Below are 23,141 nucleotides of genomic sequence, written 5' to 3'. Positions count from 1 at the left end.
TAAAGAATAGATTATACATTCAATAAATATAAATAAAAAATAGATTATACATTTGAAATAGTAAAAGTTACCTAACAAACAAAGAAAATTAAATTTTCATTTATAAAATTAAATTTACCGCATCATGGGTTTGTCTCTCCTCTACCTATTTTTGCTACAGTAGCGGTTTCTGAACTTAGGTAGGTTATTGCTGAGGTTGTCGAGAAGGAGCAGCCAGCCCAATCTTCTTAACGTAAAAATTAATGCTAACGAGGTCGATTCTCTCGCCCGTGATAGACGCGCAAAATAACAACATCATCCTCAAGAATAACGTAGTGAATTATAAAGCCGTATTTACTAAAAGGAACTAAAAGTTTTCGCAAGCCTTGTATTTCATCTAGGATCGCACCTCGACGGGCATTGTGCTGTAGACTCTCGCCTGAAGAGACAATTGCTTGTATTGCGCGTGCTGCCGCATCTGCATTATTCAGTTTGATAAAATCATAATGACGATTTAAGTCATTAATTGCAGTTTCAGTCCAAACTATCTCGGACATGGGCGTTCTTGATCGGTTCCCAAACTGTCAGCCCATTCACGCACGCGATCGTGCGCCATTCCTGAACCTGTACGACGGTACGCTTCGAGAGCGGATTGGCTCTGGTGAACCATTTGGGCTTCAGTAAGAGGTTGAAAATTTAATGCTGCATCTATCTCTCCGTACTCAAATGATTCTTCTGTCGTTTGAGTAACTTGATGTGTCAGTAACCGCTCAAAATCTTCTAAAGAAGTGGATGTACCAGTCAGCCATGTTAACAGGAGAGTTTTCACCTGTTCTCCGGGTAATGTTTTAACATGCTCTAAAATTTGCTGCCTAATATTACTTGCTGTCATAAGCTTTTAATTTTTGTAGTAGCTCTTCTATAAATACAACTTTTTTCACGAGCATATTTAATTTTAACCTGGACTATAGGAATCATATTTGATTTTTGAAATTATCTACGTAGGCGGGGAGTGGCGAGTGGAAAGTGGGGAGAGAGGCTTTGATTCTTGCTCCCCAACGCTAGCAGGGAAGGGCTGGGGGTTAGGTTTCCGGGGCTTTGCTATTACAAAAAATACTTTTCAAACATCCTCTAAACCAGCTTTTGCCACTTCTAAACCAGCTTTTGTAACTTCCAAACCAGCTTTTGCGACTTCCAAACCAGCTTTTGCGACTTCCAAACCAGCTTTTGCGACTTCTAAACCAGCTTTTGTAACTTCTAAACTAGCTTTTGTGACTTCTAAACCAGCTTTTGTAACTTCTAAACCAGCTTTTGCGACTTCTAAACCAGCTTTTCTCAACAAATTTCAGCAAATATACCCTCTATCTAGTTACCTAATGCCATCCAATGCTTTTATAGTTGTGTAACTTCACTGTGGCTGGTGCATCTGTTTATTGCATATTGTTATGATATATAAATAACTCAGTGTATAACATCAGGGTTGTTTATAAATTAATCTAAACAGGAAAATTATATGACGCAACGGAAACGAAACTCCATGCCACTGACCAAAGCTGAACGACGGATTGAAGGAATGCAGACAATTAACCCTGAGTTAGACTTTAGTAATGGGTTTTCAATTACTACTTACAACACTAAAGTAATTGAGTTACGAGAAAAGCTAGGCGCTTATAATCAAGCACAAACAATAGTAGATAAGACACACAATGCATTAATAGAAGCAGAACGAGAGTTGAATACTTATTCTGAGCAAATGCTGTTGAATGTTGCATCTCGCTATGGCAAAAGTAGTGATGAGTATGAAATGGCTGGTGGAACGCGCAGGTCAGACCGTAAAAAAGCACGTCCAGCAGTAAACTAAACAGTGACATCTGTGAAGTGATTGTTTGGACTCGCCGTTTCTTTAGATAAGGGTGCGTTGACCTTTGTGACAACGCACCATTAAAATTAATATAAAGCTAATCAAACTCTTCTTTACAATAAAGCCCTAATGCTACAAACCCCATCTAAATCGATAATTTTAGATGAGTTTCTCAAGCTACCAGAAACAGAACCTTAGAGTAATATTGTGACAGATTTTGTCGTGATATTTGATGGCGAGATTGAAAAACACTGCCTTATCAATTTACAACATAGATGGTTTGATATTTTCCCCTTACCTGCTATTCTGATTCCAAGCTATGCGGTTATGAGGTATACAAATCTTGCCAACTGCTGAACAAGGCATCAGGTGTGTCATACTATGTCAATCTTTGACCAATACATTCACTCCTATTTACATTGTCCGCCTCGATGAACAAACAGGTAATGTGTTTATTTTGGCAGGAGATAACATAGAGGTAGAAATCTATCGCAATGGTTTTTGGAGGTTCTTGTGATTGAGCCAGAATTTAGCAGCATGAGCAAAACTGAGTTAAGAGCCTTCGTCATTGCTCACCCCGACAACAAAGCAGCGTTTCGTGCTTTTGTTGACCGCTTTACATCTGAAGCGTCTCCAGAGACTTTTGACATCCCAAAATCGAATGCTGAGATTGAAGAAGTTGAAATTTTGATTAGACAAAAATTAGAACAATTAAAAATGAGCTAGATTTTAGGGTTTTAATCAGTCCAGCGATGTCTACGACTAGTGTAGCTGCGGCACCAACTACGATAGAGATGCTGAGTGCGATCGCACTTTGCGTATGAATCCGTATAACTCTATTCTGGTAAATATTTATCATTTGCGTATGGGTCTATTAGCCCAGAAGTTAACTTCTGGGCGGAATGTTAGGACTAGCCAGATTTTAGGGTTTTAATTAGTGCAACGATCGCACCAATGACGATAGAGATGCTGAGTGCGATCGCAAATGGGCTAAAAGGTTGTTCCACTAATACAGGCGTAAGATCAACTTGGTATGGTGTATGACCAGCATCAACCACTTGGATAGCTTTTTGCGGCTTCACATCAAGTCTTTCTGCTCCCTTTTTCACTTGCGGGGTGGGGTTCTCTAACTTTTTATTAACCTTTGTCATTGCCATAACTCCGTTTCATCTGCTTATGAAACCAAAGTAACTTTCAGTGATAGTGCTACGTTGGACATTTAAAGACAGGACAGGGACAGAGATTAAATGACCTTTTCTGACCCTCATAAAATCAGCTAATCTCCCTAAACTAAAAATATCCTTAACCGCAGAAACACATTAACAATGGGAGAAACACGAAACCGCAATAGTGTTCGAGTCAATGAAGAAGGAAAAGAAAAACTTTTAAATGCTAAAGCTAAGAAAAATAATTATGACGACAGTCCTTTGACTTATTTAGAAATTGCAATAAAAGCTGGAGTGAGTGAGAAGACGGTTCAACGCTTTTTTGCTGAAGAATTTATTAGTAGGAGTCATGCTGAGTGGATCGCCAAAGCCTTAGATTTAGAACTAACAGACTTAATTGATGTAAAAGCGACGACTCCGCCACCTGAAATTTTAGCTACTCTTATTAACTGGCGCAAAGTGTGTAGCACGATGTTGGAACCCCATCGGCGGATAAGCAGCAATTTCCTAATGCAGGATGAATGTGCCAGAAAAGACAAAGAACAAATTTATGTTCCTTTAGCGCTGGTGCAACGGACAAAAACAGATAAACGCGACAAGGGTAATTTTTCCCCAGATGTGGGAACACGTCTTTATGAACCGCAGTATGAAACACAGCAACGATTTGAGCATGAGGCTTTCTTAAGTCAGATTCTAGAAAGCGGCGAAGGTAAAACCAAAGGCCAGCAAATAGCTATGATTGGAGAACCGGGTGCAGGAAAAACAACACTCCTGCAAACTATAGCTTTTTGGGTGTTAGAGAAAAACTTAGGTTTACCAGTCTGGATTTCTCTGGCAGACTTGGAGCGAAATGGTATTTTGACAGATATTCAAACATATATATGTAATAGTTGGCTTGAGCAAGCAATTCCTGCAACACAATTAACTCAGGAAGTACGGGAAGACTTTACAAACCAAATTCAGCAGAGACGAGTGTGGCTGCTGTTGGATGGCGTAGATGAAATGTCTGAAGCGTCTCACCAGCCATTAGAGGAAATTTCCCGTCAGTTGAATGGATGGCTACGTTCATCACGAGTAGTGTTAACTTGTCGGCTGAATGTTTGGCAAGCGGATGTCAACGCCCTAGAAACCTTTGAAACCTATCGCCTACTGGACTTTGACTATCCCCAACAGGTGCATCAGTTTATTGATAACTGGTTTGGAAACCTAAGTGAAAAAGGAGAACGGTTAAAGACAGAATTAGACTCTGCCGAACGGCTACGGTTGCGTGACTTGGTGCAAACTCCCCTGCGGTTGGCGTTGTTGTGTGGTATTTCGCAGACTGAGGAGGGGAATTTACCAGAGACAAAAGCGGGATTCTATCATCAATGTGTGCAGCAGTTCTACAGATGGAAACAAAACCGTTTCCGCACCAGTAAAAAAGAACAACATGACTTAAACCAGGCTTTGGGACGTTTAGCCTTGCAGGATATCAACGAAGGTAGTTCACGATTTCGCTTACTGGAAAGTTTTATCAGTGAAGAACTAGGCTATCCAGATGATGAGACTTCGCTGTTTTACAAAGCTTGACAACTGGGCTGGCTAAATCATGTAGGGATTGCGGCTGAATCTTCTAGCAAAGAAAAGGTTTATGCCTTCTACCATGCCACCTTTGAAGAATATTTCGCCGCGTTAGCTGTTGACGATTGGCACTATTTTCTAAAGCACGTTCCTGAAAACCCAGAACAAGGAATATATCGCATATTTGAACCGCAGTGGAAAGAGGTAATTTTGTTGTGGTTCGGGCGAGAAGATGTAAAAGAGCAACAAAAGAAAGATTTTATCAAAGCATTAGTAGAATTTGAGGATGGCTGCAACAGTCAGAGTCAAATTCCTGACTGGAAGGGATTTTATGAATATCGAGCCTATTTTATAGCGGCAGCCGGTATCGCCGAGTTTAAAGATTGTGATTTAGCATATGCGATCGCAAAGCAAATTGTCACATGGGGCTTTGGTTATTTCAACATTGAAAAACAGAAGTGGCAGACATTTGACGAAGGGATAGAAGAAAAGGCTAAAGCTGTACTGGCAGAAACGGATCGCAAAAAAGCGATCGCGGCATTAGAGGAGTTAATTCGTGATTTTCAAAATGAATCTACCCGTAGGCAAGCGGCATATAGTTTAGGGGAAATAGCTGAAGATAATCCCACTGCGATCGCGGCATTAGTGGAGTTATTTCGTGATTCTCAATCTGAAGATACCCGTAGGCAAGCGGCATATAGTTTAGGGAAAATAGCTGAACATAATCCCACTGCGATCGCGGCATTAGTGGAGTTAATTTGTGGTTCTCAATCTGAATATACCCGTAGGCAAGCGGCATCAAGTTTAGGGGAAATAGCTGGAGATAATCCCACTGCGATCGCGGCATTAGTGGAGTTAATTCGTGATTCTCAATCTGAATATACCCGTAGGCAAGCGGCATCAAGTTTAGGGGAAATAGCTGGAGATAATCCCACTGTGATCGCGGCATTAGTGGAGTTAATTCGTGATTCTCAATCTGAATATACCCGTAAGCAAGCGGCATCAAGTTTAGGGAAAATTTTAACAAAATCTGACAAGATGACGGCAGTTGTCACCGCTTTGAAAAATGACTTATCAGATGAGGCTTACAAAGTTATCTGGCACTGCACCCAAACTATGACTTATCCAGCCTTTTATCAAGCTTGGCATAGTGACTCATTCCCACTTCAAAATTGAAAAACTCAACTTACTGATATTGATTCCATCTTTTTATTCAGTGCTATTTAAAGCCGGATTAATCAGATTAAGTGAGGGATTGAAAAAGCGATCGCACTCTCTCAAATTATCTCAAATTGGGTGCGATCGGTTTTTATAAGTAGTCTAATCAAAAATCTGAATATCTGTAATCCAGTCTTAAGTATAATTATTTTATAACTTTCAGTACGTTTACAACCCCATGATCAAACCCGCCGATGTCAGCACCAAACGCTTAATCAGCCTTGCGCCTGATAACTGGGAAAAATCGGTAACACAAATTCCTGATATTGTTGCTGGCGAAATTCTCAACTCAGAATTTCAGTGGATAAGTCGAGAAAGTGATGTTTTAATCCGTGTCGAAAGTCCCCAGTATGGAAAATTTCTCGTTCTTAACGAATTACAACTCCGCTATAAACCAGAAATGCCGCGCAGGATGCGTGCCTATACAGCACTTGCAGAAGAAAAATATAATTTGCCAACGTATCCAGTACTAATTAATATCCTCAAGGCAAGTGATGCTGAAATACCGACAAGTTATGCATCAAATATTGCTGGTTTACGTGCTATTCAAGATTATCGTGTCATTAACCTGTGGGAAGTTGATGTAAACATTGCCTTTGCACAACCATTACCATCACTACTTCCATTTGTACCCATCCTCAAAGGAGGTGATAACGAGTCTACGATTCGGAACGCATTGCGAATATTACGTGCAGATGAACAATTGAATCAATTAGAAACAGTATTAGGATTTTTTGCTACCTTTGTATTAGATAGTGCAATAGTTCAACAAATTCTGAGGTGGGATATGGCACTTTTAGAGCAGTCGCCTTGGTATCAAGAAATTTTTAGCAAAGGGGAAGAACGAGGAGAAGCACGCGGAGAAGCACGCGGAGAACTGCGAGGAAGAAAGGAAGAGTTATATTCAGGGATTGAATTGGCATTAGAAATTAAGTTTGGCGATCAAAGTTTAGAATTGATGCCGATAATCTCTCAAATTACGGATTTGCAGAAATTAAAAGCAATTCAGCAGGCAATTAAAGCTGTAAATACAGTCAATGAATTACAGCAAGTTTTGTCAACCAACTTGACATGAAACACCAAAAACATAACCCCTCTCCGCCACCGGAAAGGGGTTAATCATTGCCGAATATTGTACAGACGCGATTCATCGCGTCTCTATTCGCGGATTCATCGCGTCTCGATTCAGTAATCTCTAATAAGCGTCTTGCAACTCGTAGAAATCAGGCGAGATATAATCCTTCCGCAAAGGCCAACCTACCCAATCTTCCGGCATCAAAAGCCGCTTGAGATTTGGGTGTCCTTGGTAGACAATGCCGAACATATCGTAAGACTCGCGCTCTTGCCAATCTGCGGTCTTCCAAATCCAGTACACAGAAGGCACTACAGGATTTTCCCGTGGTAAAAACACCTTTAAGCGTACTTCTTCGGGGCGATCGCTATTATCACCCACTTTAATCAAGTGATATACACTCACCAATTCCTGTCCTGGCCCAAGGTCAATACCACCTTGAAACTGGAGATAATTAAACCCATAGGCATAAAGGGCTGTAGCGGTGGGAAGCAAGAAATCTGGCTCCACCTTAATTATCTCTACACCATTCTTGTCTGGTGCTAAAAACTCATGGTCAAAACCATTTTCCGTCAACCACTGGGAAACTTTACCGGCTTGTACCAATGACTCTTCTTTGGCTGCTACTACTGGTTGAGATTCTTCTTCAGCCACGGGTTTGTTCCTCCTTTTGCGCCTTTGCTGTCAGCAGTGCAGGTGGTACTGGTAGACCCATCGCTTCCGTCAATTCTTTCGGTGGTACAGAGCGAGTTTCTGACTGCAAATACTTACCAGTTAAGATTTCCTCTACTGGTTTAAAATTATGAGTCGTGCTGTAGTAGCGGTGAGTTTGCTTAATTTTATCCCGCTCTTGCATCGATTCATTGGCGATTTTCTTCCGCAGCTTAATGATCGCGTCAATAATTGCTTCTGGACGGGGAGGACAACCAGGTAAATACACATCCACAGGAATCAGTTTATCGACTCCGCGCACTGCTGTGGGAGAATCAACGCTGAACATCCCGCCCGTAATTGTGCAAGCACCCATCGCAATTACATACTTCGGCTCTGGCATTTGTTCATAAAGACGTACCAATTGGGGAGCCATCTTCATCGTAATCGTCCCTGCCGTAATAATTAAATCGGCTTGGCGGGGGCTAGAACGGGGAATTAGTCCAAAACGGTCAAAATCAAATCGGGAACCAATTAAAGCTGCAAACTCAATAAAACAGCAAGCAGTACCAAACAGCAACGGCCACAGACTAGAAAGCCGCGCCCAGTCATAGAGATCATCAACCGTAGTCAAAATGATGTTTTCTGACAGGTCTTGAGTGACATTGGTACGCTCAATGGGGTTGATGATTCGCTCTTTGTCCTGAGTTGTTAAGTTAGAATTCAAGACCATTCCAAAGCTCCTTTACGCCATGCGTAAACTAAAGCGACTACAAGAATTGCAATAAAGACTAGCGCTTCAATAAATGCCAATAGCCCCAAACGGTGGAAAGCTACCGCCCAAGGATACAAGAATACAGTCTCCACATCAAAGACGACGAAGACCAAAGCAAACATGTAGTAGCGAATGTTGAACTGAATCCAGGCTCCGCCGATGGGTTCCATGCCAGATTCATAGGTGGTGTGCCGTTCTGGGCTGTAACCACTGGGTCGTAAGAGCTTGGATGCTGAGAGCGCTAAGGCAGGAACTAGGCTACAGATGATGAAGAAGCCTAGAAGGTACTCGTAACCGCTGAGGACAAACACAATGAGTATCTACCGCTTATGGAGTATTTTAAGTAGGGAGTGGGGAGTGGGGAATGGGGGGATGAGGGGGATGAGGGAGAAGAATTAATAACTAATGCCCAATCCCCAATGCCCAATGCCCAATGCCCAATCCCCAATCCCTTAGCTGCGTAACTTTCTTTTACATTATATCTGTTTGATATTTCTGAAATCTGGGAAACAGACGCACTTCAGGTATTTGATTCGTTTTTGGTAGCGATAGAAAAGTCTAACAATTATGTCATAATTTTTAACGTATATTTAAGATTTCTCCTCTGCGAGGACTTAGCAATGAGCGAACCAGCTGTTGAGACTACGGCGTTAGATCGCTACGAGTGTCGCGCCTGCGGTTATGTTTACGAACCCGAAAAGGGAGACGACAAGGATGATATTCCTTCCGGGACACCCTTTGCAGAACTGCCCATAAATTGGCGCTGTCCAGTTTGTACTGCTAAGAAAACCGCTTTTGCCAACATCGGACCTGCGGGTACTGCATCCGGCTTCAAAGAAAATCTCGGTTACGGTTTGGGTGTCAATAACCTAACGCCAGGCCAAAAGAATATCTTAATTTTTGGCGCTTTGGCTCTTGCCTTCTTGTTTTTTATCAGTCTCTACGGACTACAATGACAGCCGTTAAGCAATTCAAAATTCAAAATTCAACAGGACTTACGCAAACAATAGCTGAAACCCTTATTTTTAGGTAGGGGCAATTCATGAATTTCCCCTACAGCGTGTAGTTTTGTGTAAGTCCTATTCAAAATGAAAAACTTTAGAAACAACTAAGAAATACTGATGCATTCAATTGTGAAAAGTTGGCAACGAATAGCTGCCTTGTTGATAGTAGTCCTGATGTGCATAGGTTGTAGCAAAATTCCCTCTGTTAGCTACAACCCCTGGAAAATCATTTCTGTGCCAACAGACTCGAATCTATTAGATATTGCTTTTACTGATAACTCTGAGCATGGCTACTTAGTAGGTAGTAATGCCACTCTGTTGGAAACCAATGACGGTGGTAATACCTGGAAACCAATAACACTGCAACTAGATGATCCAAAGTATCGCTTTGACTCAGTAAGTTTTGCAGGTAAAGAAGGTTGGATTGCCGGAGAGCCTGGACTATTACTGCACACTACCGATGAAGGTGGTTCTTGGTCGCGTATTCCCCTGAACGAAAAGCTACCGGGTAGCCCGATCGCAATTAAGGCACTGGCAGACAATACAGCTGAAATGGCTACTGATGTCGGAGCTATATATAAGACCACAGACGGCGGCAAAAACTGGAAAGCCCAGGTGGAATCAGCAGTCGGTGTAGTGCGTAATTTAGAACGTTCTGCTGATGGTAAATATGTTGCGGTTTCGGCTAAGGGTAGTTTTTACTCGACTTGGGAACCGGGGCAAGATGCTTGGGTACCCCATAACCGCAATAGTTCTCGGCGCGTAGAAAATATGGGCTTTGCTGACAATGGGCAATTGTGGTTGCTAGCTAGAGGAGGTCAAATTCAGTTTAGTGACGAAACTAAACCTGAAGAGTGGCAAGAGGCACAATATCCAGACTTCTCCACCAGTTTGGGTTTACTGGATTTGGCATATCGCACACCCAATGAAATTTGGATAGGTGGCGGTAGCGGTAATTTGCTACGGAGTGGCGACGGTGGCAAAACCTGGGAAAAAGACCGTGCGGTGGAAGAAGTTGCTGCTAATTTGTACAAGATTGTGTTCTTAGAGCCAGACCGGGGATTTATAATTGGCGATCGCGGCGTTTTGCTCAAATATCTACCAAACCCTGAAACGACTTCTCCAGCAGAGGCGGCTTAGTTACTAAGAGGGAGTGGGGAGTGGGGGAGATGAGGGAGATGAGGGAGATGAATTAATAACCAATGCCCAATGCCCAATGCCCAATGCCCAATGCCCAATGCCCAATGCCCAATTTCTGAGAAGAACGTTGCAACTTGTAACTCTTTCTTAACTTTGTAGGATAATAAACTCTATAACACTCTATGTAAAGGCAGGGATCTAAATGTCAGGTACCACTGGAGAACGTCCGTTTTCGGACATCATTACCAGCGTTCGTTACTGGGTAATTCATAGCATCACCATCCCAGCATTGTTTATTGCTGGTTGGCTATTTGTCAGCACCGGGCTGGCTTATGATGCTTTTGGCACACCTCGTCCCAATGAGTATTTCACACCAGCACGGCAGGAAGTGCCAATTGTGAAGAACCGGTTTGAAGCTAAAAAACAAGTTGAACAATTTATTGGAAAGTAGTTTGAAATCATGACTAGCAGCAATAACATCAATCAACCAGTTAGCTATCCAATTTTTACCGTTAGATGGCTGGCAGTTCACACTTTAGGTGTACCAACTGTATTCTTTTTAGGCGCGATCGCCGCAATGCAATTTATTCACCGTTAGGAGCAATTATGGTCGAAAGATCGCCCAATCCCAATAATCAGCCGGTTGAACTAAACCGGACTTCGCTATACCTGGGACTACTACTAGTTTTCGTTCTGGGAATTCTGTTTTCCAGTTACTTCTTTAACTAAGTAGAAGTACTGTTGTTAATCTTTGTTTATTGAACGTATGTTGATTTGTTGTTAAGGGAGGAGAGAAACTGTGTCTGAAAGTGGGAGAATTCCCCTGTGGGTCGTCGCTACGATCGCAGGCTTAGGTATAATTACAGTTTTAGGCATTTTCTTTTATGGTGCCTACGCCGGACTCGGTTCTTCGATTTAACATAAGTTTGAACCGAACACTATAAGTTAGAATTTTCTAGCATTTGTTGAGAAATCAACGTTAAAAAAAACCGCCTGTCTCTATGAGATGGGCGGTATTAATTTTGGTCAATAGTCTAGAATGACCAGAGCAACGCAGTGGCTCCTAATGACTACATCAGTTAATATCGCTGATATCGTCGCTTTCAATGTATAAAAATAGAAACGCGAAGATCACACCGGGCAAAACCCAACCAATTATGGGAACGAAGATAGAAGACAAGTACGAAGTACTAGCCAAGATAGAAGGCAAAAAAGAAGCTGCCATAGTAAAGGTTCCTATGAAATGACAATACAATTCAAAATGAGCTTACTGCAAATTCTGCCAGATTTTTGAAATTCTTTCATATTTTTAACACAGACAATATTGGGAATGGGGAGTGGGGAATGGGGAGTGGGGGGAGACAAGAGAGAGATTTGTTGAATAATTCCCCCTCATCCCCCTCATCCTCCTCATCCCCCTCATCCCTAAATTACTATCTTTACTCGCTACTGGCGATCACATACCCAATAACTCATCTAGCTGCAAGCTTGGCAAGTCTGGAGGAACCACCGTTCGCACTATTGTGACTTTGTGACTCTCCTGTTGGGTTGTCAGATCAAGTGCGATCGCTTCCAAGCGAATTTCCAAACAGCCAAAGGGAATGTTTAATTGCGTCATCACTTCCAACTCTCCCAAGGCATTAGGTAGTAAATTTGTCAATAAATGGGGACTATCTAGTAACCAGCGAGTTTGATAATCTTCAACCCATAGCTTGACAACAACTTGCGGAGGTACTTCCGGCAGTACTACGCGCACTATGATAGATTTGCCAGCGATTAGTTCACCTTCTGGCACTAGCAGTTGGGGAATTGGCAAAGGCTCAGTGGCTACCGCAATGATCGGTAAGGAAGGCGATAAATCTAACAGTGGTTGCTCCTCTTCTTCAAAGGGGTAACTCCTCGTTGCATCGGCTTCCAGTTCACTATATGTATCATCTACAACGATTTCTTGGGCTAACCAAGCTGACGCTATATTTATTTTTATCGCAGCAGGGGGAAGCGGTAGTTGTGTTAACAGAGCCGATGAGAGTGTTGGTTCTAATACTTTTTCTATTTCCGTATTTTCTCCGATCTCCAGATCCGCTTCCTGCGCTGTGTCTACATCTTCCCCGTAATTCCCCAGTTCGGAAGCCCAAGGATTGACTTCTTCCCATGTACTCTGTCCATTGCGTGTCTTCGTCAGAACAAGTTCTGAGCGAAGGCTGGGGTCGCTCAGATTCTTCTCCGTGTTGGCATCTAGGTTTAACGGCAAGTTGACATCAACATTCGCATTTTCTGCACTTAGAGAAAGCGGCGTCTGCTGCGCGGGAAGATAGTTATCGTAGTCTTGAGGTTGCAGATCATTGAGAGATTCAGGCAAAGAGTATCCTTGGCTTTGCATCCACTTCCTGAGTAAAGGAGATGAGTAAAGGTTCCCTGTTGTAGTCAATTGTGCATTTGGTTGGGCTTCTACTTCAGCAATAAATTCTTCTTGGAATTGTGCATTTGGCAGGGCTTCTACTTCCGCAACAGATTCTTCTTGAAATTGTGCATCACCTACTACTAATTCAGGTGTATTTTCATCTTCAGCTATAGTTGCGTCCAACTGCGGTAAGTCTTCAGCAGCTGGAACTTGCAATGCATCTGGGGGAACATTGCTTTTTACTTCCTCTGCATCACCTGACAAAGCTTGTAGCCGTCTCAAGTATGGAAAAGTAGTGTTGAGTATTGGCATTCGACGTTGGCTGATGACCAACTGCTCCAAGTTGATGGTAGCGACAGTAGCATCCTTTTCTAGAAGCTCCTCTTGTATAGGGGATTCTGCAATAACATCTGTAGAAGGGCTGGCATGTGTTTGAACAGGTGGCAGTTTCGGCAATTGAGGCGAAGTGCCTGAATTGTTCAGCTTAGATGTCCGCAGGGTGGCTTCTTTTAGAAGTTGCAGGTTAATTTGCGGTGGTAGAGGTATGTTTGGGGATGGATTGAGTATCAGAGACTGGCCTGTTTTTGGAATCTTGACCAGATTGAGTAGTTTCAAATCGAGCCTCATAGCTGCCTCTGGTTCTGTGAAAGTAGCAGATGAGTCCGATGCTGCTATGAGTCCATTTCCATTTGATGTACTAGGTTTTGCTACGGCTGCGATCGCCAGTAATTCTTTGACATCTGCTGTAATAGTAAAGGACTGGCTAGCTAACCGGATGACTTCACCAACATCGGCGAATTTGCCATACAAACTGATATCTGCCAAAATTAACTTAGATTCACAGTCAGCAGGAATATCAATTGAGGTATTGATGGTAAAGGGCAACTCCTGGTCTGGTAAGGGTTGCCGTACCTCGGTCAAGATTTTCGAGTTCTTGGGCGATCGCAGTTCAATTCCTAGTTCAAGCGCCCGCAAGCTTTTTGGGGATAATATTTCAGCCTGATCTAGATTTGTCTTTTCTTTGAGTTCTATGTCTCCATTGATTGTCAGAGCTTGTCCCCAACGAGCAATGTAAGTATCCTGACTTAAAGTTAGCAGTAATGGTAGCGGTGGTTGTGTTGCTGGAGAATCTGTAACCTTTTCATCTTTAGGCAGAGGTTCAGAGGCGGGTAAAGCTAAATCTATTAAATTTTGTAAAATCTGCTCTGCCGTCTCACCTTTGAGCCACACAGGACTCACAGGCTCATCAATAACTATATCTTCTTCGCTTTCATCTGGCACAACAATGTTATCAGGGTTGCTGTCTGTAGCAATTGCCAGTTCTGGGGAGACAGGGATCGCTTCATCTAACGTAATTGCGGCTTCTGCTGCGCCAATAGATTCTAAGTTTCCTTGTTCTGGCACAACAATCTTAGCAGAGTTACTGTCTGTAACAATTGCCAGTTCTGGGGAGACAGGGATCGCTTCATCTAACGTAATTGCGGCTTCTGCTGCGGCAATAAATTCCAAGTTTTCTTGTTCTGGCACAACAATCTTAGCAGAGTTACTGTCTGTAACAATTGTCAGTTCTGGGGAGACAGCGATCGCTTCATCTAACGTAATTGCGGCTTCTGCTGCGGCAATAGATTCCAAGTTTTCAGAAACAGTATCTGGGTGATCAAGTGAATTTGATTCTACATTCTCCCCCTGCTCCGCCTGCTCCTCTTGCTCCCCCTGCTCCCCCTTTCTTTCCTGCGGCAATACTTGAAGTTGGACACTGTACTGCCAAGATTTACCGAACAGATCCGACATCAAATCGCCGCAACAGCGCAACTCCCAAACTCCTGTCTGGAGGAAGGTAAAAGGAATTACCGCCATTAAGCCTTCTGAGTTAGTGCGACGCGATCGCTTTAAAATTCGCCGCGTTGGTTGAACTTCCTGGGTTGAAGAGTGAGTTACCCGCACTTCCACGTCTGTGTTAGGAAGTTTAGAACGAGCCAAAATTCTATACTGCCCTTCCAAAATTTCCAAATTTGGCGATTCTAGGATATGCCACGAGCGAGCGCCTTGTTTCTGTATCAGAAATTGCCAGTGTTCCATTGTGATTGATGCCCAGACCGACGAGCCGCCCAGTAATATTGTCTATTACCTTGCTTGCCAGTTTACCTCAGTATTTTGTAAATGCATCACTTAAATCGCTATCAAGTGAACTCAGTTTTACTTACTTGAATTCTCGCCCTTTAACTAAGTTTAGGGGTTTAAGTCCCCTGCTTTTTAAGCAGAACGTTTTGGGTCGGGGTCTAAATCCCCGTCACAAAACTTACTTACGACTTGCGACTTGTTTTAACTAGTCGCGTCAAATGTATTTCAAAGGGTTGTCGTCTGGCTTATGCGTAAAACTTTTGTTGTTTCCTAAATATTAAGTTTGACACTCTCCAGTGCTAAATTCACAGAGATGCAATGAATACCGTTGGCTGAGTCTGCTAAACTTATTGCAAATATTTTTGTATTATTTTTTACTAAAATTCCAATTTTTAATAGACACAACATACAATAAATTAAGATTCACTTGACAATTTTTATTGAATTTGTGATTGTTCACATTTTTGCTACAAAGAGTTAGAATCTGGCTCTTTAGTGTCCTCTGCGATCGCCCATCTGGGCGCAAAGCGCGATCGCCAATCACAACACTTAACCCTAGATATATTTATGGGGTCAATCCAAAATCGTTCGATGGTTCCTGAGTCTTGCCGTACCCTTCCCTACGGGACGCCAAGGGCGAACGGGATCTTGCTACGCGTAGCGTCCCGCTTTTTAAGGACTGAGCGAAGTCGAAGTCCAAAATCCAAAATTGTTTGACAATGAGAATTTACAGGAGGGATTCGATGCTAGTCATTTTAATAGACGAGCAAATCCTTGCCCCTGAGCAAGTTTGCCAGTCTTGTTTACTCGCTGACCGGAGCGGTCAACCCCGTTGGCGTGGGGGTCAACTGCGCTGTGGTCAAGCCATTCGCAAGCTTACTCAACAGCAGCCAGACCAGTATGAATGTATGATGGGCTTTCGCATCGCCCATATAGAATAGTTTAATTTATCAGCAAAACCAAGCAACTGCGTTATCCTAAGCTCAAGTAACTATAAAAATTTAACCACAGGAGAACGCATAATGTCTTGGCGTGGATCTACAACGGTTTCAGATCGGATTTTTGCTTCCTTGCCTTATTTGCTCCCTCTAATTGAAGTTTTTGTATTTGGTAGATATTTGCTCTCAGAGTTTCCACCACTACAACTCCTATTTCTGCCGCTTCTGCCATTATTGAGAATCTACTACGGCGTGCGTTATGCAGGAATGATTATTTTCTTTGCTTTATTTTTGCTGGTAGTGAGAAACGAAAAAATTAGTCATTTTATTCGTTTCAACACCATGCAAGCAATCCTTTTAGACATCATTATCTTTTTGTTTAGCATCCTGACTGATGTTGTGGGACTAGTTCCCTCTGGTGGTTTTGCAATCCAAACCCTATCCACAACCATTTTTATCGGCATAGTGGGAGCCGCCGCATATTCAGTCATCCAGTCTGTAAGCGGGCGTTATGCGGAAATTCCGGCGATTTCCGATGCAGTGTATATGCAAGTGCGTTAGAAGTTACCGGATCACTACGGTGTTTTCCAGGCGACCAATACCTTCAATTTCTACGCGGACGCGATCGCCTGGATGCAATGGACTTACACCCTCCGGCGTACCTGTAAGCACCAAATCACCCGGTAATAGCGTCATCACCTGACTGATATAGGAAACTAGAACATCGGGGGAAAACACCATCTGATCGATACAGGCAGATTGGACTGGATTGGTGTCGTCATTCAAAAAAGTCTGCAATCTCGCTCCTGGATTTAATTCCCTCACAATCCAAGGCCCCAAGGGACAAAAAGTATCAAAACCTTTGGCTCGCGTCCATTGACCATCCAGTTTTTGTAAATCCCGCGCTGTGACGTCATTAGCGATGGTGTAGCCCCAAATTTTGGTTTGGGCTACCTGTGGTGTACATTCAAAGGCGTAATCGCCAATCACTAATGCTAACTCTCCTTCGTAGTCAACTCTTTGTGACTGCGGAGGATATTTAATTTCTCTCTCAGACGGAATTATCGACGTGGGTGGCTTGAGAAAGATTAGTGGCTCAGAAGGTACTGGAGTTCCCATTTCGGCTGCATGGTCTGCATAATTCTTACCCACCGCCACAATTTTTGAGGGAGCGCAAGGAGCCAGAATTTGGTAATTTTCTGGTGTCAAAGTTAAATCAGTGGGTTGTCCTTGTAACCAGGGCGGAGCATCTAGCACCTGGACATTGAGGGATAGTTGGAGTAACCCATAATAAATCTGTCCTTCTGGATTTTGAATTCGCACATAGCGCTGCGCCATAACCTTCATGAATATCCTTTTATCTGCTTTTTTGTTGCTGTGAGCGGGTAGAAATCCTCAGTTAGCTGTTTAGGGAACCGATTCAGCCTTGAAGACTGAATGCGATCGCTATAGATGCCCTTAAAGAAAGATACCCGTTTACGAAGCTGATAGCTTGATCAATTTGCTCTCCAGCACAAAAGCTGGATTCTTACCTGCTAAATAAATATCGGGGTCGCCTCCCGACCTAGTTTTGATTAGGGACATCCAAAAAAATCCAAACTCCGGCGATTTGGCTGATGATTCAAATAGAAAACTGGTAAGATTATAGTTCCTTGTTGCTTCAGATGTTGATTATTACTGGAATTTTAAATTTAAATGAGGTATAAATTAACATCAGCAGCCACTTTTGTCCATGAGGAAACTGAAAAATATGACTACAAGTTACGAAACAATGTACATTCTGCGTCCTGACCTGGGAGACGAACAGGCAGAGCAAGCAATTACTAAATATCAGAATTTACTTCGCGATCAAGGCGCCCAGGATATCCAAATTCAAAATCGTGGTAAGCGTCGTCTGGCTTATGAAATCAAAAAACACCGCGATGGCATCTACATCCAGTTAAATTACAGTGCGCCTGCAACTGCGATCGCTCCCTTTGAACGCGCCATGCGCTTGAGTGAAGAAGTGATTCGCTATTTGACAGTTAAGCAGGAAATTGAAGAGGAAAAACCTGCTAAAGAGGAAAAAGAAAAACCCACTAAAGTAGCTGCAACGGTCTAAGGTGTAGGGATGACGGAGATGAGGGAGATGAGGGAGTAAAGAATAGTCAATAAAACGCGATGTGCGACGTGCGACTTATTTTTAAAACCCCGCTTCCATTCCTCTCCCCGAAAGGTCGAGAGCCTTTGATTCTTGCTCCCCAACCCTGGTAGGGAAACGGTTGGGGGTTAAGTTTGAGAGTAAAGTTGCACACGGCGTGAATAAATTCTTCCCAATGCCCAATGCCCAATGCCCAATTTCCAATTCCATTCAATAAAATTTTGTCTCTTTCTTTTCTCGTAACTTGTCTGGGAATGCTAAATTAACAAATACTTGCCAAAGGTAGTACTCCCGCAGTTATACCTAAGAGTGGACAAGATTCTGAATGGGAGCTGTAAGCTACTGTGAGCCAATCTGATACACCCAACATTCAAGTTCTCTCTACGGAAGTATCGCAGCTACGCCAAGAGTTGCAACTTCGCGATCAATTAGTGCAACAACTATCTCAAGAACTCTTCCGCCTGGTAAAGGGTAACACTAGTTTTATGCCCCAGCAGCCGGAGTTTGAGCAGGATATAACCCAGTTGCAGGCTTTACAAGAACAACTCCAAGCTGTAGAGCAGCAGGTGGCGTTCTACCAAGAGCAAATTACAACTCGTGACTCCGAAATTTACCAATTGCGACAGTCAGTTCAAGAACTCACCGATCGCAGTCGGATGTTGGAGCAAGTAGTACAAGAGTTGCCTCAAATTTACCGGCGGAAGTTTGAGGAGCGGATGACACCAGTTAGAGAAAAGGTAGCAATGCTACAACGGGAAAACCGCCAACTACAAGCAGAACTGCAAAGTGTGAGTTATCGTTTGGCACTCAAAACTCGCAATGCTAGTCATAGCGGCATTGATTTGCCAAATTTTCCCCGGACAGCATCCGAACAAACTAATATTTCGACTCCCCAGAATGCCTAAAGTTACCATCATGGTGGAATCGAAGAGGTAAGAAATTAGCGCGGTAAAGCATCTTGGAGACATCCAAGTAGTACATCAAGGCAAAAATAAATAACTATAGAGTTAGAAATAACGCAAAGGCTGAAATTCTAACCTTTCTTACCTCCTGCTTCCTTGCACTAGTTGCGTCGCACATAGAGCAATTAGCTCAGAACAATTTGAAAAGCCTTCTCTTTTATAGGCTGGGGAGTGTCACAAACAATTGCATTGCTTTGACCAATTTTGGTCATTTTCTACTTTACTGGTTTAGGTAGATTGGCTTACAACAAGCAGATACATTCATCTGCCATTGATATTACCTACCTCAAAACCATGAATTTTACTCAACATTCTTCTCTAGATAGAAAATCAGCCTGCTAGCACCAGACTGTTATCTTTGAGAATGTGAAAAAATACAAATATTGCTTGACTCCACCATCCTTCTATAGGTAGATTTATTAACTAGCCTGCTAGCACCAGACTGTCATCTTTGACGATGGGAAAAATATCTTCGTAAGTGTGAAAAATTTCAAACACTGAATCTAGTTGGGTAAGTTCCAAAATTAACCGTACAGGAGCTTGAACGTTGCATAAAACTAAGCGGCAACCACTCTGACGTGCAGCTCTCAACCCTTTTACTAAAGGCACTAACCCAGAACTGTCCATGAAATTAACTTCTCTTAGGTCGATAACCCAGAGTTGATCAGCTTGGGGCACGACTCCAGCCATCTGTTCACTCAAAACCTTACCGCCTTGCAAATCTATGCTTCCTTGGGGTTTAAACAAAATCACTTGAAGTTCTTGTGTGAGGGTCATGAATTTAACAGGGTAATTGGAACACTTGACGAAAAATTGAAAAAAGACATCAATACCTCTTCTCTTTAAACAGCAAAATGACTGTTTTACCCAGATATTTGGGCAATTGCACTCGTGCAATTGAGAGTGATTATTTCAGTATTCATGCCGTATAATTTATGATAACTTTCATCAATATAGGCATAACCGCCTAACAATTTCGGTATCAGCCGTATCTTTTACAAGATTTTCATAATTGTAGTGGATATTTATAAATTTTTTATAAATTTTTTAATTTTTTTGAAAAACTATGAACTGGTGGTGATGATTTCTAAAAATTACATAGTTGATAGTCAAAACTAATAGTTACCATAGACTATAAGTTATGGATTATTTAGAATTAAACTAATGACTTGATGACTGAGTGTAGTGGTTTGATTGACACCCCACCCAAAAACAAGCAAAGATATAGTAAAAGTAAAAATTTGTAAACACGGCGGTGCGGAATGTCTTTAGAGTTGATTTCACTAGAAAATATCCAGAAAGTCGCCCACAGTTACGGCTATTGGGCAATTTTTTTGGGTATTTTGCTAGAAAATTTAGGCATTCCCCTTCCTGGTGAAACCGTGACCTTAGTAGGCGGGTTTCTAGCTGGCAGCGATGAACTAAATTTCTGGCTAGTTCTCGGTGATGCAATCATGGGTGCTGTCATTGGCGGCACTTGTGGCTATTGGATTGGTAGAGTTAGCGGTTGGCCTTTCCTGGTAAAAGTTGGTAGCATATTTCGGATTTCGGAAGTGCGGCTACTGAATATTAAAGATCAATTTACTCAAAATGCTGCTAAAGCGGTATTTTTTGGACGTTTTCTGGCATTGTTGCGAGTTTTTGCTGCACCACTAGCTGGTATAGCCGAAATGCCCTTCGGAAAATTCTTTTTATACAACTTTTTAGGAGCAGTTGCTTGGGCTAGTTTGATGGTGACATTGGCTTTCTTTGCTGGCAAAATTATCTCTTTAGAACAATTGGTTGCTTGGGTGGGTCAATTTGCGATCGCAGCCTTACTGATCCTCGTTGCCTTAATTGTTGTCCCCCTGTGGCTAGAGTCTCGCCAAGTCAAAGAAGTGAGTAATGAGGAGTGAATAGTGAGGAGTGAGGAGTAAAGTAAAAAGTTATTTTTTTAACTTTCACTTTTATATTTTGCTTTTTGAACTCCTAACTCCTAACCCTTCTCTACGAGACGCTGCGCGAACGGCAGGTGTTACAGGTAGCTCTGCCGAACTGCTCAGGGCATCGCTCCTAACTCTTAACCCCTAACTTGCTGCGACCAAATGCGAGTTGGTAGTCCCCAAACATAGATAAAGCCTTCAGCAGCTTTGTGATCAAATTTGTCTTCGGCTCCGTAGGTTGCCAAATCCGGAGTATAGAGGGAATTATCGCTCGAACGCCCAACTATCGTAGAGTTGCCCTTGAACAACTTCACGCGTACAGTTCCAGAGACTCGCTCTTGTGTCTTTTGAATAAAGGCATCAAGTGCAACTTTGAGTGGACTGTACCACAAACCGTTGTAAACGATTTGGCTATAAGTTTCTTCAATCCCACGCTTGTAATGGGTGACATCTGCTGTTAAGGTCAAGCTTTCTAAATCCCTATGTGCCTGAATTAGCACCAACATCGCGGGTGATTCGTAGATTTCCCGCGATTTGATCCCCACCAGACGGTTTTCAATCATATCGATCCGCCCGATACCGTGATTTCCTACCACCTGATTGAGTTCTTCAATTAGCTCAACTGGCTTTTTAGCTATACCGTTGAGGGTTGTGGGAATACCACCGTGGAAACCAATTTCGATGTACTCTGGCTGATTGGGAGTGTCAGCGATCGCTTTGGTCATCTCATAGATTTCTTCTGGTGGCTCAAATGACGGATCTTCGAGTAAACCAGCTTCAATGCTACGACCGAGCAAATTCTTGTCAATGCTGTAGGGAGACGATTTTTTGACTGGTGAGGGGATACCAAAGTTTTCACCATAGGCGATGGTTTCCTCACGGCTCATCCCCCATTCTCTGGCTGGTGCAAGGATCTTTAGGCTGGGGTTCAGGGCGGTTACAGAGACATCAAAGCGAACCTGATCGTTACCTTTACCAGTGCAACCGTGAGCGATCGCATCAGCACCATATTTTTCAGCCGTTTCTACTAATACCTTAGCAATCAGTGGACGGGCAAGGGCAGTTCCTAGAGGATAACGATTTTCATAAAGGGCGTTGGCTTGAATCGCTCCAAAGGCGTAATCTTTAACGAAACTGTCTTTGACATCCGCCACTAGGGATTCACTTGCACCGGATTTCAGAGCTTTTTCTCGAATTGGCTCTAATTCATCTCCCTGGCCTAAATCTGCTGCTAGGGTAATCACCTCTTCCACGCCCCACTCCTGTTTGAGGTAGGGGATGCAAACTGAGGTATCCACTCCGCCAGAATATGCCAGGACAACCTTTTTGGCGCGACCCATTAATTTCTCCAGTTAGGATAACAAAGAATGAGTCATTATTATATCTGAACTAATCCATGTATATTTTCTTGATGCAACAACCTATAGATAGATTGTCAGCAAACCCAGACAGCACAATCTGTATAAGTAAGTGGGCAAGAATAAATCAAACTATCTTATACAATTTAAAATTAATTAAAAATTAGATTAAAAATTTGCAGGGTGGATAATCCCACCCTGTTATATGTAGATGCCAATTAACCACCTAACAGTTTATTTTTGATAATTTGGTTTAAGCTTTTGGGCTTGATGACCTAGAAGATGCTGTCTTTTTCGCCAAGAACAAACCCAACCCAAACACAGACAATCCAAGTATAAAACTTGGCTCTGGGACACTTGTGTAAGTGATGGTTTGAACACCCGCAGCAGTGGAATCATTCGGATCGATAAAACTATTACGGTAGACATTAAAAGTGCTAGGTGTAAAATTCAAGCCCAACCCCGCTTGGTTCAAAATTGTTCCGGAAAAGTCGGTTAAAACTGATGCTAAAGGATCATTGGCTTCAGTGTATGACTGACCACCGTAGGTAGCAAAAATCTTTAAACCTTCTGCGATCGTTACTTCTTGATCGTTTGCTGTTGCTTCGTCAAATGAAAAAGTGCCTGTGAGAGTTTTATTCTCGTTAGAGAAATTATAAGTGAGTTGTCTAGCTTGGACGGGCATAGTTTCCCCTACCGCAAAAATCAGAGCAGTTCCCACCGTTACAGCTGCTAACTTCTTGAAGATGGAGTCAGTCATTTTTTTACCTTAATTAAAGAATAGACCTCTTGCAAAAGTCACTCAGGAAGATTTGATTTTGGGGAGAAAAAGCTCGTAATTGTAGAGAGCAGCAATCAGATTAAACCGCAAAC

31 protein-coding genes are annotated in these 23,141 nt (G+C 42.5%); 18 read left to right on the top strand and 13 right to left on the bottom strand.

Going from position 1 to position 23,141, the window contains the following annotated elements:
• Positions 1-245: 245 nt before the first annotated feature.
• From V7L05_RS13545 to V7L05_RS13535, 3 genes are all read right to left on the bottom strand, one after another.
• Positions 246-536, bottom strand: coding sequence for a type II toxin-antitoxin system RelE/ParE family toxin (locus V7L05_RS13545; RefSeq protein ID WP_335164650.1), 291 nt, complete (start codon positions 534-536; stop codon positions 246-248).
• On the bottom strand, positions 524-871 hold the full coding sequence (locus V7L05_RS13540) for a hypothetical protein (protein ID WP_335164649.1): 348 nt from the start codon (positions 869-871) through the stop codon (positions 524-526). Before V7L05_RS13540 ends, V7L05_RS13545 begins: the two co-directional genes overlap by 13 nt.
• 228 nt (positions 872-1,099) lie before the next feature.
• Entirely contained in the window at positions 1,100-1,321 is a 222-nt protein-coding gene (locus tag V7L05_RS13535) for a hypothetical protein (protein WP_335164648.1), read from the bottom strand.
• A gap of 171 nt (positions 1,322-1,492) precedes the next feature.
• Between V7L05_RS13535 and V7L05_RS13530 the strand changes: the two genes are divergently transcribed.
• From V7L05_RS13530 to V7L05_RS13525, 3 genes are all read left to right on the top strand, one after another.
• Entirely contained in the window at positions 1,493-1,840 is a 348-nt protein-coding gene (locus V7L05_RS13530) for a hypothetical protein (protein WP_335164647.1), read from the top strand.
• Positions 1,841-2,183: 343 nt separating this feature from the next.
• The gene (locus tag V7L05_RS34685) at positions 2,184-2,357 is read left to right on the top strand and encodes a DUF6888 family protein (protein WP_323231084.1); all 174 of its coding nucleotides are present in this window, start codon (positions 2,184-2,186) and stop codon (positions 2,355-2,357) included.
• Positions 2,354-2,566, top strand: coding sequence for a DUF6887 family protein (locus tag V7L05_RS13525; RefSeq protein ID WP_179073234.1), 213 nt, complete (start codon positions 2,354-2,356; stop codon positions 2,564-2,566). The genes V7L05_RS34685 and V7L05_RS13525 overlap by 4 nt, the downstream gene beginning before the upstream one ends.
• Before the next feature lie 185 nt (positions 2,567-2,751).
• Here the strand turns inward: V7L05_RS13525 and V7L05_RS13520 are convergent, their stop codons facing one another.
• Positions 2,752-2,991 carry a hypothetical protein gene (locus V7L05_RS13520; protein WP_335164646.1) on the bottom strand — a complete coding sequence of 80 codons (240 nt, stop codon included), beginning with the start codon at positions 2,989-2,991 and terminating at the stop codon, positions 2,752-2,754.
• 174 nt (positions 2,992-3,165) lie between these two features.
• Between V7L05_RS13520 and V7L05_RS13515 the strand changes: the two genes are divergently transcribed.
• From V7L05_RS13515 to V7L05_RS13505, 3 genes are all read left to right on the top strand, one after another.
• The gene (locus V7L05_RS13515; protein WP_335164645.1) at positions 3,166-4,575 is read left to right on the top strand and encodes an NACHT domain-containing protein; all 1,410 of its coding nucleotides are present in this window, start codon (positions 3,166-3,168) and stop codon (positions 4,573-4,575) included.
• A 201-nt stretch (positions 4,576-4,776) separates the two neighbouring features.
• On the top strand, positions 4,777-5,742 hold the full coding sequence (locus tag V7L05_RS13510; RefSeq protein ID WP_335164644.1) for a HEAT repeat domain-containing protein: 966 nt from the start codon (positions 4,777-4,779) through the stop codon (positions 5,740-5,742).
• Positions 5,743-5,962: 220 nt separating this feature from the next.
• Positions 5,963-6,859, top strand: coding sequence for an Rpn family recombination-promoting nuclease/putative transposase (locus tag V7L05_RS13505; protein WP_335164643.1), 897 nt, complete (start codon positions 5,963-5,965; stop codon positions 6,857-6,859).
• Between the two features lie 120 nt (positions 6,860-6,979).
• On the opposite strand, the gene V7L05_RS13500 is transcribed toward V7L05_RS13505, so the two are convergent.
• Genes V7L05_RS13500 through ndhC form a run of 3 tightly spaced genes read right to left on the bottom strand, consistent with a single transcriptional unit; the run spans position 6,980 to position 8,593 of the window.
• Positions 6,980-7,510, bottom strand: a complete 531-nt coding sequence (locus V7L05_RS13500) for an NAD(P)H-quinone oxidoreductase subunit J (RefSeq protein ID WP_335164642.1) — start codon at positions 7,508-7,510, stop codon at positions 6,980-6,982.
• Positions 7,503-8,240, bottom strand: a complete 738-nt coding sequence (gene ndhK, locus V7L05_RS13495; protein WP_335164641.1) for a photosynthetic/respiratory NAD(P)H-quinone oxidoreductase subunit K — start codon at positions 8,238-8,240, stop codon at positions 7,503-7,505. The genes V7L05_RS13500 and ndhK overlap by 8 nt, the downstream gene beginning before the upstream one ends.
• Positions 8,231-8,593, bottom strand: coding sequence for a photosynthetic/respiratory NAD(P)H-quinone oxidoreductase subunit C (gene ndhC / locus V7L05_RS13490; protein ID WP_196526961.1), 363 nt, complete (start codon positions 8,591-8,593; stop codon positions 8,231-8,233). The genes ndhK and ndhC overlap by 10 nt, the downstream gene beginning before the upstream one ends.
• A gap of 309 nt (positions 8,594-8,902) precedes the next feature.
• Between ndhC and V7L05_RS13485 the strand changes: the two genes are divergently transcribed.
• The 7 genes from V7L05_RS13485 (at position 8,903) to V7L05_RS13455 (ending at position 11,345) form a co-directional block, all read left to right on the top strand.
• Complete coding sequence (locus tag V7L05_RS13485) at positions 8,903-9,238, top strand: rubredoxin (protein ID WP_335164640.1); 336 nt, start codon at positions 8,903-8,905, stop codon at positions 9,236-9,238.
• 165 nt (positions 9,239-9,403) lie between these two features.
• Complete coding sequence (locus V7L05_RS13480; protein WP_335164639.1) at positions 9,404-10,426, top strand: photosynthesis system II assembly factor Ycf48; 1,023 nt, start codon at positions 9,404-9,406, stop codon at positions 10,424-10,426.
• A gap of 13 nt (positions 10,427-10,439) precedes the next feature.
• Positions 10,440-10,577 carry a hypothetical protein gene (locus V7L05_RS13475; protein ID WP_335164638.1) on the top strand — a complete coding sequence of 46 codons (138 nt, stop codon included), beginning with the start codon at positions 10,440-10,442 and terminating at the stop codon, positions 10,575-10,577.
• A 51-nt stretch (positions 10,578-10,628) separates the two neighbouring features.
• A complete protein-coding gene (psbE, locus tag V7L05_RS13470) occupies positions 10,629-10,877 on the top strand; it encodes a cytochrome b559 subunit alpha (RefSeq protein ID WP_012411800.1) in 249 nt (82 codons plus the stop codon).
• Between the two features lie 9 nt (positions 10,878-10,886).
• Positions 10,887-11,024: a cytochrome b559 subunit beta gene (gene psbF / locus V7L05_RS13465; RefSeq protein WP_335164637.1), complete on the top strand. Its 138-nt coding sequence runs from the start codon at positions 10,887-10,889 to the stop codon at positions 11,022-11,024.
• A gap of 8 nt (positions 11,025-11,032) precedes the next feature.
• The gene (locus tag V7L05_RS13460; protein WP_012411802.1) at positions 11,033-11,155 is read left to right on the top strand and encodes a photosystem II reaction center protein L; all 123 of its coding nucleotides are present in this window, start codon (positions 11,033-11,035) and stop codon (positions 11,153-11,155) included.
• Positions 11,156-11,225: 70 nt separating this feature from the next.
• The gene (locus V7L05_RS13455) at positions 11,226-11,345 is read left to right on the top strand and encodes a photosystem II reaction center protein J (protein ID WP_152589562.1); all 120 of its coding nucleotides are present in this window, start codon (positions 11,226-11,228) and stop codon (positions 11,343-11,345) included.
• A 156-nt stretch (positions 11,346-11,501) separates the two neighbouring features.
• Here V7L05_RS13455 and psaI read toward each other — a convergent pair whose 3' ends face one another.
• On the bottom strand, positions 11,502-11,651 hold the full coding sequence (psaI, locus tag V7L05_RS13450) for a photosystem I reaction center subunit VIII (RefSeq protein ID WP_292759491.1): 150 nt from the start codon (positions 11,649-11,651) through the stop codon (positions 11,502-11,504).
• Positions 11,652-11,882: 231 nt separating this feature from the next.
• Positions 11,883-14,906, bottom strand: a complete 3,024-nt coding sequence (locus tag V7L05_RS13445; protein WP_335164636.1) for a hypothetical protein — start codon at positions 14,904-14,906, stop codon at positions 11,883-11,885.
• A 785-nt stretch (positions 14,907-15,691) separates the two neighbouring features.
• On the opposite strand from V7L05_RS13445, the gene V7L05_RS13440 reads away from it, so the two are divergent.
• Positions 15,692-15,889, top strand: a complete 198-nt coding sequence (locus tag V7L05_RS13440) for a hypothetical protein (protein ID WP_335164635.1) — start codon at positions 15,692-15,694, stop codon at positions 15,887-15,889.
• A gap of 81 nt (positions 15,890-15,970) precedes the next feature.
• The gene (locus V7L05_RS13435) at positions 15,971-16,447 is read left to right on the top strand and encodes a Tic20 family protein (RefSeq protein ID WP_322670288.1); all 477 of its coding nucleotides are present in this window, start codon (positions 15,971-15,973) and stop codon (positions 16,445-16,447) included.
• Positions 16,448-16,450: 3 nt separating this feature from the next.
• Here the strand turns inward: V7L05_RS13435 and V7L05_RS13430 are convergent, their stop codons facing one another.
• On the bottom strand, positions 16,451-17,224 hold the full coding sequence (locus tag V7L05_RS13430) for a fumarylacetoacetate hydrolase family protein (RefSeq protein WP_335164634.1): 774 nt from the start codon (positions 17,222-17,224) through the stop codon (positions 16,451-16,453).
• A 412-nt stretch (positions 17,225-17,636) separates the two neighbouring features.
• Between V7L05_RS13430 and rpsF the strand changes: the two genes are divergently transcribed.
• Both rpsF and V7L05_RS13420 read left to right on the top strand, forming a co-directional pair.
• A complete protein-coding gene (gene rpsF / locus V7L05_RS13425; protein WP_334952830.1) occupies positions 17,637-17,987 on the top strand; it encodes a 30S ribosomal protein S6 in 351 nt (116 codons plus the stop codon).
• Positions 17,988-18,370: 383 nt separating this feature from the next.
• The gene (locus V7L05_RS13420; protein WP_335164633.1) at positions 18,371-18,931 is read left to right on the top strand and encodes an Npun_F5560 family protein; all 561 of its coding nucleotides are present in this window, start codon (positions 18,371-18,373) and stop codon (positions 18,929-18,931) included.
• A 480-nt stretch (positions 18,932-19,411) separates the two neighbouring features.
• On the opposite strand, the gene V7L05_RS13415 is transcribed toward V7L05_RS13420, so the two are convergent.
• Entirely contained in the window at positions 19,412-19,765 is a 354-nt protein-coding gene (locus V7L05_RS13415) for an STAS domain-containing protein (protein ID WP_335164632.1), read from the bottom strand.
• Positions 19,766-20,250: 485 nt separating this feature from the next.
• Here V7L05_RS13415 and V7L05_RS13410 point away from each other — a divergent pair, with 485 nt between their 5' ends.
• Positions 20,251-20,883 carry a DedA family protein gene (locus tag V7L05_RS13410; protein ID WP_335164631.1) on the top strand — a complete coding sequence of 211 codons (633 nt, stop codon included), beginning with the start codon at positions 20,251-20,253 and terminating at the stop codon, positions 20,881-20,883.
• Between the two features lie 164 nt (positions 20,884-21,047).
• Here the strand turns inward: V7L05_RS13410 and V7L05_RS13405 are convergent, their stop codons facing one another.
• Both V7L05_RS13405 and V7L05_RS13400 read right to left on the bottom strand, forming a co-directional pair.
• Positions 21,048-22,250 (bottom strand): argininosuccinate synthase, encoded by a 1,203-nt coding sequence (locus V7L05_RS13405; RefSeq protein ID WP_335164630.1) that lies wholly within the window; start codon positions 22,248-22,250, stop codon positions 21,048-21,050.
• 271 nt (positions 22,251-22,521) lie between these two features.
• Entirely contained in the window at positions 22,522-23,028 is a 507-nt protein-coding gene (locus V7L05_RS13400; protein ID WP_335164629.1) for a PEP-CTERM sorting domain-containing protein, read from the bottom strand.
• Positions 23,029-23,141: the final 113 nt, after the last annotated feature.

This window comes from Nostoc sp., from assembly GCF_036917755.1.
Classification (GTDB): Bacteria; Cyanobacteriota; Cyanobacteriia; order Cyanobacteriales; family Nostocaceae; genus Nostoc.
The sequence above is the reverse complement of the archived record's forward strand: the minus strand, read 5'-3'. Positions and strand labels throughout refer to the sequence as shown.

What these genes read in the sequence shown, in the direction of transcription:
- ndhK (WP_335164641.1), bottom strand. Translation starts at nt 8,240, where the DNA reads ATGGTCTTGAATTCTAACTTAACAACTCAGGACAAAGAGCGAATCATC.
- V7L05_RS13430 (WP_335164634.1), bottom strand. Translation starts at nt 17,224, where the DNA reads ATGGCGCAGCGCTATGTGCGAATTCAAAATCCAGAAGGACAGATTTAT.
- V7L05_RS13480 (WP_335164639.1), top strand. Translation starts at nt 9,404, where the DNA reads ATGCATTCAATTGTGAAAAGTTGGCAACGAATAGCTGCCTTGTTGATA.
- V7L05_RS13435 (WP_322670288.1), top strand. Translation starts at nt 15,971, where the DNA reads ATGTCTTGGCGTGGATCTACAACGGTTTCAGATCGGATTTTTGCTTCC.
- V7L05_RS13460 (WP_012411802.1), top strand. Translation starts at nt 11,033, where the DNA reads ATGGTCGAAAGATCGCCCAATCCCAATAATCAGCCGGTTGAACTAAAC.
- V7L05_RS13445 (WP_335164636.1), bottom strand. Translation starts at nt 14,906, where the DNA reads ATGGAACACTGGCAATTTCTGATACAGAAACAAGGCGCTCGCTCGTGG.
- rpsF (WP_334952830.1), top strand. Translation starts at nt 17,637, where the DNA reads ATGACTACAAGTTACGAAACAATGTACATTCTGCGTCCTGACCTGGGA.
- psbE (WP_012411800.1), top strand. Translation starts at nt 10,629, where the DNA reads ATGTCAGGTACCACTGGAGAACGTCCGTTTTCGGACATCATTACCAGC.
- V7L05_RS13540 (WP_335164649.1), bottom strand. Translation starts at nt 871, where the DNA reads ATGACAGCAAGTAATATTAGGCAGCAAATTTTAGAGCATGTTAAAACA.
- V7L05_RS13400 (WP_335164629.1), bottom strand. Translation starts at nt 23,028, where the DNA reads ATGACTGACTCCATCTTCAAGAAGTTAGCAGCTGTAACGGTGGGAACT.
- V7L05_RS13410 (WP_335164631.1), top strand. Translation starts at nt 20,251, where the DNA reads ATGTCTTTAGAGTTGATTTCACTAGAAAATATCCAGAAAGTCGCCCAC.
- V7L05_RS13505 (WP_335164643.1), top strand. Translation starts at nt 5,963, where the DNA reads ATGATCAAACCCGCCGATGTCAGCACCAAACGCTTAATCAGCCTTGCG.
- psbF (WP_335164637.1), top strand. Translation starts at nt 10,887, where the DNA reads ATGACTAGCAGCAATAACATCAATCAACCAGTTAGCTATCCAATTTTT.
- V7L05_RS13545 (WP_335164650.1), bottom strand. Translation starts at nt 536, where the DNA reads ATGTCCGAGATAGTTTGGACTGAAACTGCAATTAATGACTTAAATCGT.
- V7L05_RS13485 (WP_335164640.1), top strand. Translation starts at nt 8,903, where the DNA reads ATGAGCGAACCAGCTGTTGAGACTACGGCGTTAGATCGCTACGAGTGT.
- V7L05_RS13515 (WP_335164645.1), top strand. Translation starts at nt 3,166, where the DNA reads ATGGGAGAAACACGAAACCGCAATAGTGTTCGAGTCAATGAAGAAGGA.
- V7L05_RS13405 (WP_335164630.1), bottom strand. Translation starts at nt 22,250, where the DNA reads ATGGGTCGCGCCAAAAAGGTTGTCCTGGCATATTCTGGCGGAGTGGAT.
- V7L05_RS13440 (WP_335164635.1), top strand. Translation starts at nt 15,692, where the DNA reads ATGCTAGTCATTTTAATAGACGAGCAAATCCTTGCCCCTGAGCAAGTT.
- V7L05_RS13520 (WP_335164646.1), bottom strand. Translation starts at nt 2,991, where the DNA reads ATGACAAAGGTTAATAAAAAGTTAGAGAACCCCACCCCGCAAGTGAAA.
- V7L05_RS13415 (WP_335164632.1), bottom strand. Translation starts at nt 19,765, where the DNA reads ATGACCCTCACACAAGAACTTCAAGTGATTTTGTTTAAACCCCAAGGA.
- psaI (WP_292759491.1), bottom strand. Translation starts at nt 11,651, where the DNA reads ATGGCAGCTTCTTTTTTGCCTTCTATCTTGGCTAGTACTTCGTACTTG.
- V7L05_RS13530 (WP_335164647.1), top strand. Translation starts at nt 1,493, where the DNA reads ATGACGCAACGGAAACGAAACTCCATGCCACTGACCAAAGCTGAACGA.